Here is a 13,921-nt window from a genome sequence, read left to right as displayed (position 1 = left end):
ACGCCGAGCGGCCCGCCACGCCGAGCGGCCCGCCACGCCGAGCGGCCCGCCACGCCGAGCGGCCCGCCACGCCGAGGTGCGGCGCGGCGGAAGGAACAGCGCGGCGGGGACTCCGCGAGCGCCGAGTATCAAGCGGCCCGTGGGACCGAAACACCCGGCTCGGCCGCCGCCATCGTCGCCCGTACCTTGTCCTCGGCTGCCCCGGCCGTGCCGAGCGCGTCGAGAGCCAGCAACGCCGCCCCCACCGCCGGCGGCGTGTCCAGCACGCTGACCCGCACCCCCGGCGCCTGTGCCTGCGCGCCCTGCACCACCTGCCGGTGCAGCACCGGATGCTGGGCCCGCAGCACCCCGCCGCCCAGCACCAGCGCGTGCGGGGCCCGCAGCAGGCCGAGCCGGGTCGCCGCCACCCGGTGCTGGGCCAGGATCTCCGTCACCTGGCGCCGGACCAGCCGCCCGGCCACCGCGTCGCCGGCCGCCGCCGTGTCGAACAGCAGCGGGGTCAGCTCGCGGATCCGGGTGGTTTGCAGGTCGCCCAGGTGCAGGGCGATGCTCACCTCCGCCATCGTGGCGTAGCCGAAGTGGTCGGCGACCACCCGCGTCAGCCGGGTCTCGTCGCCGCGGCCGTCCTCGCCCCGGGCCGCCAGGCGCAGGGTGTGTTCGGCGAGGTCGTGGCCGCCGCCCCAGTCGCCGGAGATCGGGCCGAGGGCGAGGAAGCGGGCGGTGCGGCCGTCCGCCGCCCGGCCGACGCAGTTGTTGCCCGCGCCGCAGACGACCGCCACCGCGTCGGGCAGCGAGGTGCCCGCGCGCAGCACGGCGAAGCAGTCGTTGTCCACGATGGTCCGGTCTGCCCAGCACTGCGCGCCGATCGCCGCGTGCAGGCGCCGCACCTCGATCGGCAGGTCGGCGCCGGCCAGGTAGTACGCGGCCAGCTCGATCGGTGTGCCGGGGGCCAGGCCGGCGTCCGTGCGGACCGCGGTGATCAGGTCGCCGAGCACCTCGACGGCGCCGGGCAGGCCGATGGTGTGCGGTGAGCTGGTCGGCCCGCGGACGAAGCCGAGGATCTCCCCGTCCGCCGTGCCGAGGACGACGTCGGTCTTGGAGTTGCCGCCGTCCACGGCCAGGTAGAGCGTCCTCATCGGGCCCGGGCCAGGTGCTGCGCGCCCGCGGCGAGCAGCTTGCCGGTCAGGGCCTCGGCGTCCTCGTGCTGGCCGATCAGGGGGTGGGCGAGCAGGGCGCGGTACACCCGGTGCTCGCCGCCGCGGAGGGCCGCGTCCAGCGCCAGTTCCTCGTACCCGGAGACGTGCGCGACCAGACCGGCCAGGTCCGGGGCCAGCGGGGTGACCGGGAGCGGGACCGGTCCGGACCGGCCGGCCCGGGCGGACACCTCGATGACGGCCCGGTCGGGCAGGAACGGCAGCGTGCCGTTGTTGCGGACGTTGACCGAGTGGACGCCGTCCGGGTCCCGGCCGGCCAGCGCGGCGATCAGGCCCACCGCCGCCTCGGAGTAGTAGGCGCCGCCGCGCTCGCCCAGCAGGGCCGGCTTCTCGTCCAGGTCCGGGTCGCGGTACATCTCCATCAGCGTGGCCTCGATCTCGGCGACCCGCTGGCCGCGGGTCGGCACCCCGCGGGCCTGCCGGACGTGCCGGTCGTGCGCGTAGAAGTAGCTCAGGTAGTAGCTGGGCACGTTGCCCAGGGCGGAAAGCACCGCGGCCGGCAGGTCCACCTCCTCGGCCAGTTCCGGCAGGTGGGCGGCCAGCAGCTCGGGGAGCCGGTCGACGCCGTCCACGTACGCGGCGCGCTCCCAGGTCAGGTGGTTGAGGCCGACGTGGTCCAGGACCACCGCCGCCGGGTCCACCTCGAGCATCCGGGCGAAGCGGCGCTGGAAACCGATCGCCACGTTGCACAGCCCGACCGCGCGGTGGCCCTCGTCCAGCAGCGCGCGGGTGACGATCCCGACCGGGTTGGTGAAGTCCACGATCCACGCGTCCGGCCGGGCCCGGGCCCGGATCCGGGCCGCCACGTCGAGCACCACCGGCACGGTCCGCAGCGCCTTGCCGAGCCCGCCCGCCCCGGTGGTCTCCTGGCCGACGCAGCCGCAGTCCAGCGGGAACGTCTCGTCGCTGATCCGCGCCGCCTGACCGCCGACCCGCAGCTGGATGACCGCGGCGTCGGCGTCGGTCACGCCGGCGTCCAGGTCGGTGGTCCAGGTGACCCGGCCGGGGTGGCCGTGGCGCCGGAAGATGCGGGCCGCGAAGGCGCCGACCACGTCCAGCCGCTCCCGCGCCGGGTCGATCAGGACCAGCTCCGAGACCATCGGGCCGAGCCGGGCGAACCCGTCGACCAGCTCCGGCGTGTACGTCGACCCGCCGCCGACGACAGCGATCTTCATCCCTTGACCCCCGTGAGTGTGACGCCCTGGACGAAGGCCTTCTGGGCGAAGAAGAACACGACGACGATCGGGGCCATGGCCAGCACCGTGGCCGCCGTGACCAGGTTCCAGTCGACGTGATGGACGCCGTGGAAGGACGCCAGGCCCAGCGAGAGCGTCCACGAGCTCTCGTTCTCGCTGGTGTAGAGCAGCGGGCCGTAGTAGTCGTTCCAGGCGTAGAAGAACTGGAACAGCCCGGCGGCCGCGATGCCCGGGCGGGCCATCGGCAGCACCACCCGCAGCAGGGTGCGCCACTCGCCGCAGCCGTCGACCCGGGCCGCGTCCAGGTAGTCGGTCGGGATGGTGAGCAGGAACTGCCGCAGCAGGAAGATGCAGAACGCGTCGCCGAAGAGCATCGGGATGATCAGCGGCGCCAGCGAGCCGGTGAGGCCGTACCGGGCCCACATCAGGTAGAGCGGGACGGTCACCACCTGCGGTGGCAGCATCATCACGCAGATCACGGTGAGGAAGACCGCGTTGCGGCCGCGGAACTTGAGCTTGGCCAGGGCGTACGCCGCGGGCACGCTGGACAGCAGCATCAGCGCCGTGGCCGAGCCGGCGTAGATGACCGTGTTGAGCAGGTAGTGCGGCAGCGGGGTGACCTCGAAGACCCGCACGTAGTTCTCGAAGTGCCAGCTGTTGGGCCAGTAGTCGCTGGTCAGCGCCTGATCGCTGGTCATCACGGAGAGTAGGAACAGGTAGACCACCGGGGTCAGGAACATGACGGCCAGCGCGATCGCGATGCTGTGCCGGGCGATCCAGGCCAGCCGGTGCTGGCGGCGTACCTGTCGGACGGTGGGCGGCGCGGCCGGCGCCGCGCGTTCCAAGAGGGCGGTCATTGTTCCTCCCCGGAGAAGGCCTTGGCCCGGCGCAGCAGGATGACCGTCACGGCCAGGGCGACCACGAACAGCGCGACGGCCATGGCGTTGGCGTAGCCGAGCGCGTTGTAGCGGAAGCCGACCGTGTACAGCCAGAGCGGATAGGTGAAGGTGGAGCCCTCGGGGAAGCCGAACGACGACGAGATGCCGCCGCCGGTGACCGCCTGCCCGCTGGCAATCGACCCGGCCACCGCGGCCTGGTCGAAGTACTGCAGCGTGTAGATGACGCCGGTGACCGTGGCGAACAGGATCACCGGCTGGATGGTGGGCAGGGTGACGTAGCGGAAGCGGTGCCAGGCGTTCGCGCCGTCGAGCGCGGCCGCCTCGTACAGGCTGGCCGGGACGCCCAGCACCGCCGCCAGGAAGATGATCATCAGGTCGCCGATGCCCCAGAGGCCGAGCAGGACCAGCGACGGCTTGGACCAGTCGGGCGAGTTGAACCAGAGCGGGCCCTCGATGCCGAGCCGGGCCAGGAACGCGTTGACCGGTCCGGTGCCGGGCTTGAGCAGGTAGACGAACGCGATGGTGGCGGCCACCGGGGGCGCCAGCGCCGGCAGGTAGAAGATCGTGCGGAAGAAGCCCGCGCCCCGCCTGAGCTGGGTGAGCAGCAGGGACAGGCCGATCGCGCCGACGATCCGCAGCGGCACCAGGACGGCGACCATCCACAGCGTGTTGCGGATCGACTGGAGCAGGTACGGGTCCTCGCCCATCCGCCGATAGTTCGCCAGCCCCACCCACTCCGGCACGGTGAGCAGGTCGAACTTGGTGAACGAGAAGTACACGGCGCTGAGCAGCGGATAGCCAAAGAAGACGACGATGCCGATCAGCGCGGGGGCCAGGAACGTCCACGGGGTCAGCCGGCGCAGGCGCATGGCTCAGCCGCCCAGCGTCATCACGCTGTTGATCTGCTTGTCCGCGTCGGCCAGGCCGGCGTCCAGGTCCTTGACCTTGCCGGACTGCCAGTTGGTGACGAAGGTGCCGAAGGTCTCCTGGTACGCGGGCCCGGACGCGGCCGGCGGCGAGGTCAGCGAGTTCGGGTTGGCGAAGATGTCCATGAAGGTCTTGAACTCGGGCTCGACCTGCAGGCCCGGGTCACCGATCGCCCCGGTGGTGGTGGGCACGTTCTTCAGCGCGTTGGCCAGCTTGACGATGGTCTTGTCGTCGGTGGTCAGGTACTTGATCAGCTCCCAGGCCGCCTCGGGGTTCTTGGCATTCTTGGAGATGCCGACGATGTTGCCGGTGACGTAGCCGCCGCCGTACCGGGCGGGGTCGCTGGTCGGCAGCGGCGCGACGCCGTACTTGAGGTTCGGCGCCTGGTCCTTGACGAAGGCCAGCCGGTACTCGGCGTCGACGTTGATCGCCACCTGACCCTTCTGGAACGCGTTGTCCGCGCTGAACTCGTCGCCCAGCCCGGCCCGGAATTTCTGCAGGTTGTCGTAGCCGTACCAGTCGACCAGGTTCTTCTGCCAGGTCAGCAGCGTCTTCCAGGCCGGGTCGGCGCCGACCGCCGACTTGCCGTCCGCGGTGAGCCACTTCGCGCCGACCGCGGGGGCCAGGTGCGCGGCCGCGTTCTCGTAGAAGTCGAACAGTGGCAGGAAGCCGACCCTCTTCAGCGAGCCGTCCTTGTTCCTCACCGTGAGCTTCTTGGCGTCCTCGGCGAGCTCGTCGAGGGTCTTGGGCGGCGCCGCGATGCCGGCCGCGGCGAACAGGTCCTTGTTGTAGAACATCCCGTACGCGTCCGCGAGGAACGGCATCGCGCAGCGCTTGCCGCCGAACTCGGTGTACGAGCGCGTGGTGGCGTTCAGCCGGTTGAGGTCGACCTTGTCCCGGGCGATGTACGGCGCCAGATCCACCCATGCCCCGGACGAGCAGAACTTGCCGACGATGTCCGTGGAGTACGAGAGCCCGATGTCCGGCCCGTTGCCGGCGCCGATCGCCTGGGTCATCTTCGAGTCGTCCTGGCCCGGCTTGACGGTCACCTTGATGTTCGGGTGGGTGGCGGTGAAGTCCTTGATCACCGTGTCGATGGCGGCCGCCTCACGCTCGGTGAAGAAGTGCCACAGCTCGACCGTGCCGGACACCTCCGTACCGGGGTCGGCGATCTTCTGTTCCTTGGGGGCCGGGGTGCAGGCGGCGGTCAGCAGCAGGGCCGTAGCCGCGGCGACCAGCGACTTCCGGGCAGGGGGTATCCGCTTGTTCATGGGGGGAGTCCTCTCGGGAGGGTCAGTCTTGGTTGTCGCGGATCGAGGCGATGAGCGCCTCGCGGACCGCGGTGAGCCCGGCGTCGAGGGCGCCGAGCAGCACCGCGTCGTCGTCGATGGTGGTGACGGCGATGGTGCTCTCCAGGGGGGCGGCGCGGCGCAGCGCGACCTTGACCGCGGTCAGCAGCTGCCCGCCGCCGGCCTGGGCCACCGGGCCGGCCAGCACGACCAGGGAGGGGTCGAGGACGGCGATGACGGCGGCCAGCCCGACCGCGATCCGGTCGGCCAGGTGCGCGAGGAACTCGCCGGTCCCCGTCGCCGCGGCGACCACGTCGCTCGGGGTGGCGCCGGACAGGCCGTGGTCGCGGCCGAGCTCGAGGATCGCCGCGCCGCCGAACAGATCCTGGAGGTCGACCTTGCGGTGGGTCGAGTCGGGCGAGTACAGCGGCATGTAGCCGATCTCGCCCGCGCCGCCGCGGGCGCCGCGGATGAGCGCGCCGCCGATGTCGATGGCCAGGCCGAGGCCGTCCTCGCCGAGCCAGAGCAGGGCGAAACCGTCGGCCTCGCGGCCCACGCCGCGCCGGCGCTCGGCCACGGCGGCGAGGTTGACGTCGTTGTCGACGCCGACGTGGGTGCCGAGCGCGGCGGCGATGGCGGGGACCAGCCCGGGGCGGCTGAAGCCGGGCACGTCCACGTGGCGGATCGTCTCGGCCCGGCTGTCGTACGAGCCGGCCACACCGAGTTGCACGTGCCGTACCCGGTCGGCCGGCACGCCGGCCTGCTCGCCCAGGCCGGCCACCACGTCGAGCAGGGCGGCGCCGGGGTCGGTGAGCAGGAAGTCGACCCGGGACTCGGTGCGGGCCCGGACGGCGCCGGTCAGGTCGCAGAGCGCGGCCACCACCGACGGGCCGCCGCTGGTGCCCACATCCCGTACGGAGACGGCCGCCGCGTACGCTGCGTCCGGATTCGCGGCATAGATCTCCGCGTTCGGACCGGGGCGCCCGCTGTTGTGGCCCACGACGGTCACCAGCCCGGCGTCGGTGAGCCGGCGCAGCACCTCCGAGATGGTCGGGGTGGAGAGCGCGGTCAGCCGGCGCAGGTCGGCGCGGGTGAGGCCGCCCGGCTCGAGCAGGTGGGCCAGGGCCGCGCTCTCGTTCATGGCCCGCAGCAGCTTGGACGATCCCGCCAGTCGCGGCACGGAGCCCCCTCGAGGGATTGGCAAATCGGCTAACAATTAGCTGGACCGTAGGACCGCCCCCTTCCGGTGTCAAGACTTCGTCGCGCTCCGTCCCCTCCGGGCGCCCGGAGCGGGCCGTGAAGCCCCGCCAAACCGGCTATAGGTGATTTATCGACGGGGATTGATAAATCAACTTAACTGTCCTAGCGTGACCAGTCATCGCCCCCGGCGACGGTCCCCCCAACGGCCGTCATCGATGGCTTCACCCTGCGCGCCACCCCCCTCCACCCCCACGAGGAGCGCCATGACCATCCCCTCACGCCCGCACCGCCGTCGGAAAGTGATCGCGTACGCCCTCGGCGGCGTCCTGATCCCCGCCGCGGGCATCGCCTACAGCCTCCTGCCGGCCAGCGCGGCCACCGCCGGCGCGATCAAGGGCCTCGGCGGCAAGTGCGTCGACGTCGCCGCGTCCAACAGCGCGAACGGAACCGCGGTGCAGCTCTACGACTGCAACAGCACGGGCGCTCAGACCTGGAGCGTCGGCAACTCGGACAACTCGATCCGGGCGCTGGGCAAGTGCCTGGACGTGACCGCCGCCGGCACGGCCAGCGGTACGAAGATCCAGATCTACGACTGCAACGGCACGGGCGCCCAGAAGTGGACCGCCGGCGCCGGCGGCACGCTGATCAACACCGGCTCGGGCAAGTGCCTCGACGTCCCCGGCAACAGCTCCGCCAACGGCAACCAGCTCCAGATCTGGACCTGCGGCACCGGCGCCAACCAGAAGTGGACGCTGCCCGGCGGCGGCACCACGCCGACCACGTCGCCCACCACGACGGCGCCCCCCAGCAGCGGCGTGAACCTGGACAACCCGGCCAAGAAGGACGTGGCGATGCAGATCGTCTCGGCCGCCGAGAACTCCTCGCTCAACTGGCGTGCCCAGTTCTCCTACATCGAGGACATCCGGGACGGCCGCGGCTACACCGCCGGCATCATCGGCTTCTGCTCGGGCACCGGCGACATGCTGGAGCTGGTCGAGGCGTACACCGCCACCAAGCCGGGCAACGTGCTGGCCAAGTACCTGCCGGCCCTGCGGGCCGTCAACGGGACCGAGTCGCACGCGGGCCTCGACCCGAACTTCACCCGCGACTGGAAGACCGCGGCGGCCGACCCGGTGTTCCAGGCGGCGCAGGAATCCGAGCGGGACCGGGTGTACTTCAACCCGTCCGTGCGTGACGGCAAGGCCGACGGCGTCCGCGCGCTGGGCCAGTTCGCCTACTACGACGCCGCCGTGGTGCACGGCTACGAGGGCATGCGCTCGATCCGCAGCCGGGCGCTCAAGCTGGCCAAGCCGCCGTCGCAGGGTGGGAACGAGACCACCTGGCTGAACGCGTTCCTCGACGAGCGGGTCGTGGAGATGAAGAAGGAGGAGGCCCACTCCGACGTCTCGCGGATCGACACCGCCCAGCGCGTGTTCCTGCGCAACGGCAACTTCGACCTGAACACCCCGCTGGACTTCGCCGTCTACGGCGACCAGTTCCACATCGGATAGTCGTTCGGTTCCGGGGAAAGCAGGAGGGGGAGCCGCGGCTCCCCCTCCTCGCCCTATCGGTTCCAGGTCCAGGCGTAACCGGTGTCCTCGACGGACAGGGCCGCGTCGCAGAGCTCCAGCGGGCGGAACGTGTCGACCATGACGGCCAGCTCGTCGAAGGCCTCCGCCCCGATCGCCCGTTCCACCGCGCCCGGCTGCGGCCCGTGGGTGAAGCCGGACGGGTGCAGCGAGATCGAGCCCTGCTCGATGCCCGAGCCGCGGCGGGCCTCGTAGTTGCCGCCGGTGTAGAACATCATCTCGTCGGAGTCGACGTTGTGGTGGTTGTACGGCACCGGGATGGCCAGCGGGTGATAGTCGACCTTGCGCGGCACGAACGAGCACACCACGAAGTTCGGCCCCTCGAACGTCTGGTGCACCGGCGGCGGCTGGTGCACGCGCCCGGTGATCGGCTCGAAGTCGTGGATCGAGAACGCCCACGGGTACAGGCAGCCGTCCCAGCCGACCACGTCGAACGGGTGGTGGGCGTACACGTGCCTGGTCCAGCCCGCGCGGTGCTTGACGTACACCTCGACGTCCGTGCCCTCGGCCTGCAGCGGCGCGTCCGGGCCGCGGACGTCGCGTTCGCAGTACGGCGAGTGCTCGAGGAACTGCCCGCGCACCGACAGGTAACGCCGCGGTGGCCCGATGTGCCCGGTCGCCTCGATGGTCAGCATCCGTACCGGTCCGTCCGGCACGATCCGGTGCACCACCGAGGTCGGGATGATCACGTAGTCGCCGGCCGAGACCCGCAACGCGCCGAAGGTCGTCTCGATCGTGGCGGCGCCGTCCTCCACGTACAGGCATTCGTCGCCGACGGCGTCGCGGTACAGCGGGGACGGGCGGTCGGCCACCACGTAGCCGATGCGCACGTCGCCGTTGGCCAGCAGCGGCCGGCGGCCCAGGACCGCGTCGGCCGGGCCGGCGTCGAGCTTGTGGGTCCGCAGGTGCCGCGGCTTGAGCGGCAGGTTCGGCGTCTGGCTCGTGGCCGGCGGTTCGTGCACCTCGGCCGAGCTGATCGCGGTGGGTGGGTACCGGTGATAGAGCAGGGAGGAATCGGAGGAGAAGCCCTCCTGGCCCATCAGCTCCTCCGCGTAGAGCCCGCCGTCCGGACGGCGGAACTGGGTGTGCCGCTTACGGGGGATCTCCCCGACGCTGCGGTAGTACGGCATCGTTGCCACCACCCCTAGAAAACTGACATTACGGACGGTGTTGTCCGCCTCTCGAAGCGTCCATTAGGTTCAGTTTCGTGTCAACGCTGGTGCCGCCGCTGTTCGCAGGACTCGTCGATGACGCGTCCCTGCTGCCGCCGGGCATCCTCGGGACCCCCGAGGCGCTGGCCGGGCACGCCAAACACCGCGAATCGTGGTATTCGGAGCTGATCGGCGCGCTGCTCGTACCCTCGTCCCTGGTCAACCTCGATCTCTCCCCGCGCGGGCTCATGGTCGGCGTCGTCAACGACGCCGCGATCGGCGCCCTGCCCGCGGTCGTCGCCAAGCTGCGCGCCGGCGGCGCCGAGGTGGCGCGGGTCGAGGCGGCCGTCGCCCGCCGCGGCGAGGACCCGCAGCCGGGCCTGAGCGCGCTCGGCGCGCTCGCGGTCGAAACCCCCGAGCTGGACGTGTACGCGGAGATCCCGCTCAGCTGGGGCCTGCTCGCCGGCCTCGACACGGTGGCCGCCCAGCGCGCCGACGGCCTGCGGATCGCGCCCAAGTTCCGGGTCGGCGGGCTCGCCGCCGAGCTGTTCCCCACCCCGGTCGAGCTGGCCGCGGTGATCTGCGCCTGCCGGGACCGCAACCTGCCGTTCAAGCTCGCCGCCGGGCTGCGGCACGCGCTGCGGCACACCGACCCCGAGACCGGCTTCACCCACCACGGCTTCCTGAACGTGCTGGTCGCGTCGGCGGCGGCCAGCGACGGGGGCGAGGTGGCCGAGATCGCCGAGGCGCTGGCCGCGACGCACCCCGTGCCGCTGGTCGAGCCGGCCCGGGCCCGCCGGGACGAGCCGCGGCCGCTATGGGTCGGCTTCGGGGCCTACCACGTGCTGGAGCCGCTGACCGAGCTCATCCGCCTCGGCCTGATCAACGGCGGCGCCGAGTGACCCTCTACGACCTGCGCAACCTCCCGTACGGGGTGTTCAGCACCGGGGACGGCGTGCGGCGGATCGGCGTCCGGCTGGGCGACGGCGTGCTGGACCTGTCCCGGGCCGAGCAGGAGGACCTGATCCTGGCCGGCGGCGCGCTGCGGCAGCCCACGCTGAACGTGCTGATGGCGCTGGGGCGTCCGCAGTGGGGCGCCGTCCGGGCCCGGATCGCCGAGCTGGCCCCCACCCTGCCCGCGGTCCCGCTGGGCGAGGTCGAGCTGCACCTGCCGTTCGAGGTGGCCGACTACACCGACTTCTACTCCTCCGAGCACCACGCCACCCAGGTCGGCCGGATCCTCCGGCCGGAGCGGCCCGGCCTGCAGCCCAACTGGAAACACCTGCCGATCGGCTACCACGGCCGCTCGGCGACGGTAGTGGTCTCCGGCACCCCGGTCGAACGGCCCGCCGGCCAGCTCGGCCCGGGCGTCTTCGGGCCCACCCGGCGGCTGGACGTCGAGGCCGAGGTGGGTTTCGTGGTGGGCGTGCCGGGCCGGCGGATCGGCCCCGCCGACTTCGCCGAGCACGTCTTCGGGGTGGTGCTGGTCAACGACTGGTCGGCCCGCGACATCCAGGCGTTCGAGTACCAGCCGCTCGGGCCGTTCCTGGGCAAGTCGTTCGCCACCTCGGTGTCGCCGTGGGTGGTCCCGCTCGAGGCCCTGTCCGGCGCGCTCGTGCCGGCGCCGCCGCAGGACCCGGTCCCGGCGGAGTACCTGCGGCCCCCGGGCGACGGCCTGGACCTGTCCCTGACGGTCGAGTGGAACGGGACGGTGGTGAGCTCGCCGCCGTTCGCCCAGATGTACTGGACGCCGGCCCAGCAGCTCGCCCACCTGACGGTCAACGGCGCCAGCGTGCGGACCGGCGACCTCTACGCCTCCGGGACCGTCTCCGGGCCGAACCGCGCGCAGGCCGGGTCCTTCCTGGAGCTGACCTGGAACGGCGCCGAGCCGGTGGAGCTGGGCGACGGGTCGGTCCGGGGCTTCCTGGAGGACGGCGACACGGTCACCATCAGCGCCACCGCGCCCGGCCCGGACGGCGAGCCGCTGGGGCTCGGCTCGGTAACCGGAACTGTCTGTCGCTGACGAACGACTCCCCGTACCTTGTAGGCGGGAGGTGCCGATGTCCACGGTTGCGGTGACCCGACTGGTCGAGGCGCCGGTCGCCACGGTGTGGCGCGTCTTCACCGACCTGCCCAGCCGCTGCGAACGACTGTCCACCGTCATCGCCGTCGAGCTGCTCACCCAGGGGCCGTTCGGCGCCGGCACGAGTTGGCGCGAGACCCGGACCATGGCGGACGGCACGGAGATCACCGAGGAGTTCCGGGTCGACGAGTGCGTGAGCCCGGAACGGTTCGTGGTCTCCTCGCCCGGCATCGGCGCGGAGTACCGGATGACCTACACGTTCGTGCCGGTGCTGGAGGGACGGCACCGGGGCGGCACGATGGTCACCGTGGTGCAGGACGGCACCCCGACCGCGCCGGCGGGCCGGTTCCTGGCGCTGGTCTTCGGCGGCCTGGCGGCCCGTACGGTCGAGGGCGCGCTGCGGCGTGACCTGGACGACCTGGCCGCCGCCGCCTGACCTATCGTCCCTGTGGTGATCCGGCTGCTGCGTGTCGTCGTCCCCGTCGTGGTGCTGGCGGCCTCGGTCCTGATCGGCTGGCGGGTGCTGGCCCCGGCCGAGGTCCTCGAGCCGGCCACCGGCGCCTACCCGGTGGCCGTCACGCTGCCGCCGGGAACGACCGGCAAGACCACGATGGCGCCGCTGATCGTCGACGGCCGGATCCGGGTCTACGCGGGGGCGCGACTGGTCAAGGCGGACGGGCCGGTCCAGGCCGAGACCATGTACACGCCGCTGTGGTCGTACCGCCGGTGGCCGCAGCGGCTGGCCGGCGTCGTGGCCGTGGCGGCGACGGTGGTCACCCGCTGGTCCGACGGCGAGGTGGTGGCGCTGGACGGGCGTACCGGCGAACCCGTCTGGCGGGCTGCCGGGCCCGCCGCCGGATCCTTCACCGGGCGCACCGGCTCCGCGGCGGTCTGGGCGCCGCCCGGGCTGCACACGGCCGGGACCAGCGTGCTGATCGCCGGTGGCCGGCAGCTTACCGCCCGCGCGGCCGCCGACGGCACGCCGCGCTGGGCGGTGACCCTGCCGCCGGGCTGCGGCGACGGGTTCGTGACCGCCGGCGGTCGGTACGTGTGCGCCGCGGGCGCCTGGGACGTGCTCACGGGCCATCCGGTGCGGGGCTGGCCCAACGGGCCGTTCAGCGCGGTCGGCTGCGACGTGGCCCGGTCCGGCTGCGCCGGGCTGCGCGACGGCTCGGGCCAGGGCTGGCTGACCGGCGGCCGGCGCCCGGAACGCGCGCCGCGGCTCGACGCCCCGGACGCCACGGCCGCCGGTGACCTGGTGCTGAGCCCGGCCGGCGGGGCGGTGACCGCCTTCCGCGCGGGCCGCGAGGTGTGGCGCTGGGCGGGCGCGGCGCGGGTGCTCGGGGCCCGGGCCGGCCGGGTCGTGCTGCTCGCCGCGGATCTGCGCGCGGTGGTGCTGGACGCGGCCACCGGGGCCCAGCGGGCGGCGTTCCCGCTGTACGTGCCGGACGAGCGGGTCGAGCCGTGGCAGCCCGACGCCTGGCAGCTGACGGACGGCTTCCTGGCGGTGCAGCGGCTGGGGCCGGACGCGGGCGGCTTCTACACGACCGATCCGGTGGTCGTCGCCGCGCTCTAGGGTGGTGGGCATGCGGGTGGTGCTGGAAGGTCTCGTCATGGGGGAATCGACCCGGTGGCACGACGGGCGGCTCTGGTTCTGCGACTGGGGCGCCGGCGAGATCGTCCGGATGGACGGGGACGAGCCGCACGTGATGGCCCGGATCGACGACTTCCCCTTCTGCATCGACTGGCTGCCCGACGGGCGCCTGGTGGTGATCACCGGCCGCGGCCTGCTGCTGCGCCGCGAGCCGGACGGCACGCTGGTCACCCACGCCGACCTGCGCGCGCTCGGCGGCCCGTTCCCCTGGAACGACATCGCCGTCGACCCGGCCGGGCACGTCTACGTCAACAACATCGGGTTCGCCTTCCCCGGCGGCGAGCCCGCGCCCGGGACGATCGCGCTGGTCGGCCCGGACGGCGCCGCCCGCACGGTGGCGGAGGACGTGCGGTTCCCCAACGGCATGGCCGTCACCGCCGACGGGCGGACCCTGATCGTCGCCGAGTCCTACGCCGGGCGGCTGACCGCGTTCACCATCGCCGCGGACGGGAGCCTGGGCGAGCGGCGGGTCTGGGCCGAGCTCGGCTCTGGGGTCCCGGACGGCATCTGCATCGACGCGCAGGGGGCGGTCTGGTACGCCGATGTGCCGAACCGGCGCTGCGTCCGGGTCCTCGAGGGCGGCGCGGTGACGCGCACCGTCGACCTGGACCGGGGTGGCTTCGCCTGCGCGGTCGGCGACGGCGTGCTGTACGCGGTCACGGCGATCTATCCCGGCGCGGGCGAGCCGGCCGGCCAGCTCGTGGCCGTGCCGTTGTAGG

13 protein-coding genes are annotated in these 13,921 nt (G+C 72.7%); 6 read left to right on the top strand and 7 right to left on the bottom strand.

Annotated elements, in window-relative coordinates; genetic code table 11:
* Nucleotides 1–128: 128 nt before the first annotated feature.
* The 6 genes from Ani05nite_RS14570 to Ani05nite_RS14545 are packed head-to-tail and all read right to left on the bottom strand — an operon-like array spanning nucleotide 129 to nucleotide 6,705.
* Nucleotides 129–1,136 carry an N-acetylglucosamine kinase gene (locus Ani05nite_RS14570; RefSeq protein ID WP_203768697.1) on the bottom strand — a complete coding sequence of 336 codons (1,008 nt, stop codon included), beginning with the start codon at nucleotides 1,134–1,136 and terminating at the stop codon, nucleotides 129–131.
* Nucleotides 1,133–2,389 carry a family 4 glycosyl hydrolase gene (locus Ani05nite_RS14565; RefSeq protein WP_203768696.1) on the bottom strand — a complete coding sequence of 419 codons (1,257 nt, stop codon included), beginning with the start codon at nucleotides 2,387–2,389 and terminating at the stop codon, nucleotides 1,133–1,135. The genes Ani05nite_RS14570 and Ani05nite_RS14565 overlap by 4 nt, the downstream gene beginning before the upstream one ends.
* A complete protein-coding gene (locus tag Ani05nite_RS14560) occupies nucleotides 2,386–3,267 on the bottom strand; it encodes a carbohydrate ABC transporter permease (RefSeq protein WP_203768695.1) in 882 nt (293 codons plus the stop codon). Before Ani05nite_RS14560 ends, Ani05nite_RS14565 begins: the two co-directional genes overlap by 4 nt.
* A complete protein-coding gene (locus Ani05nite_RS14555; RefSeq protein WP_203768694.1) occupies nucleotides 3,264–4,178 on the bottom strand; it encodes a carbohydrate ABC transporter permease in 915 nt (304 codons plus the stop codon). The genes Ani05nite_RS14560 and Ani05nite_RS14555 overlap by 4 nt, the downstream gene beginning before the upstream one ends.
* 3 nt (nucleotides 4,179–4,181) lie before the next feature.
* Nucleotides 4,182–5,507, bottom strand: a complete 1,326-nt coding sequence (locus Ani05nite_RS14550; RefSeq protein WP_203768693.1) for an ABC transporter substrate-binding protein — start codon at nucleotides 5,505–5,507, stop codon at nucleotides 4,182–4,184.
* A 22-nt stretch (nucleotides 5,508–5,529) separates the two neighbouring features.
* The gene (locus Ani05nite_RS14545) at nucleotides 5,530–6,705 is read right to left on the bottom strand and encodes an ROK family transcriptional regulator (protein ID WP_203768691.1); all 1,176 of its coding nucleotides are present in this window, start codon (nucleotides 6,703–6,705) and stop codon (nucleotides 5,530–5,532) included.
* 283 nt (nucleotides 6,706–6,988) lie between these two features.
* Between Ani05nite_RS14545 and Ani05nite_RS41850 the strand changes: the two genes are divergently transcribed.
* The gene (locus tag Ani05nite_RS41850) at nucleotides 6,989–8,236 is read left to right on the top strand and encodes a chitosanase (protein ID WP_203768689.1); all 1,248 of its coding nucleotides are present in this window, start codon (nucleotides 6,989–6,991) and stop codon (nucleotides 8,234–8,236) included.
* A gap of 53 nt (nucleotides 8,237–8,289) precedes the next feature.
* Here the strand turns inward: Ani05nite_RS41850 and Ani05nite_RS14535 are convergent, their stop codons facing one another.
* Nucleotides 8,290–9,444: a homogentisate 1,2-dioxygenase gene (locus Ani05nite_RS14535; protein ID WP_203768687.1), complete on the bottom strand. Its 1,155-nt coding sequence runs from the start codon at nucleotides 9,442–9,444 to the stop codon at nucleotides 8,290–8,292.
* 77 nt (nucleotides 9,445–9,521) lie between these two features.
* Here Ani05nite_RS14535 and Ani05nite_RS14530 point away from each other — a divergent pair, with 77 nt between their 5' ends.
* Genes Ani05nite_RS14530 through Ani05nite_RS14510 form a run of 5 tightly spaced genes read left to right on the top strand, consistent with a single transcriptional unit; the run spans nucleotide 9,522 to nucleotide 13,920 of the window.
* A complete protein-coding gene (locus Ani05nite_RS14530) occupies nucleotides 9,522–10,367 on the top strand; it encodes a hypothetical protein (protein WP_203768686.1) in 846 nt (281 codons plus the stop codon).
* Nucleotides 10,364–11,488 (top strand): fumarylacetoacetase, encoded by a 1,125-nt coding sequence (gene fahA / locus Ani05nite_RS14525; protein WP_239129925.1) that lies wholly within the window; start codon nucleotides 10,364–10,366, stop codon nucleotides 11,486–11,488. The genes Ani05nite_RS14530 and fahA overlap by 4 nt, the downstream gene beginning before the upstream one ends.
* A 37-nt stretch (nucleotides 11,489–11,525) precedes the next feature.
* Nucleotides 11,526–11,984, top strand: coding sequence for an SRPBCC family protein (locus tag Ani05nite_RS14520; protein ID WP_203768684.1), 459 nt, complete (start codon nucleotides 11,526–11,528; stop codon nucleotides 11,982–11,984).
* A 15-nt stretch (nucleotides 11,985–11,999) separates the two neighbouring features.
* A complete protein-coding gene (locus Ani05nite_RS14515; protein WP_203768683.1) occupies nucleotides 12,000–13,124 on the top strand; it encodes an outer membrane protein assembly factor BamB family protein in 1,125 nt (374 codons plus the stop codon).
* A 10-nt stretch (nucleotides 13,125–13,134) separates the two neighbouring features.
* Nucleotides 13,135–13,920: an SMP-30/gluconolactonase/LRE family protein gene (locus tag Ani05nite_RS14510; RefSeq protein WP_239129923.1), complete on the top strand. Its 786-nt coding sequence runs from the start codon at nucleotides 13,135–13,137 to the stop codon at nucleotides 13,918–13,920.
* The last annotated feature ends 1 nt before the right edge of the window (nucleotide 13,921 follow it).

The sequence above is a fragment of the Actinoplanes nipponensis genome (assembly GCF_016862275.1).
In the GTDB taxonomy this organism is placed as follows: domain Bacteria; phylum Actinomycetota; class Actinomycetes; order Mycobacteriales; family Micromonosporaceae; genus Actinoplanes; species Actinoplanes nipponensis.
Note: the sequence above shows the minus strand (reverse complement) of the source record. Positions and strands in the feature narration are given on the sequence as shown.

Coding starts and splice junctions, on each gene's coding strand:
- Ani05nite_RS14570 (WP_203768697.1), bottom strand. CDS start 1,136: ATGAGGACGCTCTACCTGGCCGTGGACGGCGGCAACTCCAAGACCGAC.
- Ani05nite_RS14565 (WP_203768696.1), bottom strand. CDS start 2,389: ATGAAGATCGCTGTCGTCGGCGGCGGGTCGACGTACACGCCGGAGCTG.
- Ani05nite_RS14560 (WP_203768695.1), bottom strand. CDS start 3,267: ATGACCGCCCTCTTGGAACGCGCGGCGCCGGCCGCGCCGCCCACCGTC.
- Ani05nite_RS14555 (WP_203768694.1), bottom strand. CDS start 4,178: ATGCGCCTGCGCCGGCTGACCCCGTGGACGTTCCTGGCCCCCGCGCTG.
- Ani05nite_RS14550 (WP_203768693.1), bottom strand. CDS start 5,507: ATGAACAAGCGGATACCCCCTGCCCGGAAGTCGCTGGTCGCCGCGGCT.
- Ani05nite_RS41850 (WP_203768689.1), top strand. CDS start 6,989: ATGACCATCCCCTCACGCCCGCACCGCCGTCGGAAAGTGATCGCGTAC.
- Ani05nite_RS14535 (WP_203768687.1), bottom strand. CDS start 9,444: ATGCCGTACTACCGCAGCGTCGGGGAGATCCCCCGTAAGCGGCACACC.
- Ani05nite_RS14520 (WP_203768684.1), top strand. CDS start 11,526: ATGTCCACGGTTGCGGTGACCCGACTGGTCGAGGCGCCGGTCGCCACG.
- Ani05nite_RS14510 (WP_239129923.1), top strand. CDS start 13,135: ATGCGGGTGGTGCTGGAAGGTCTCGTCATGGGGGAATCGACCCGGTGG.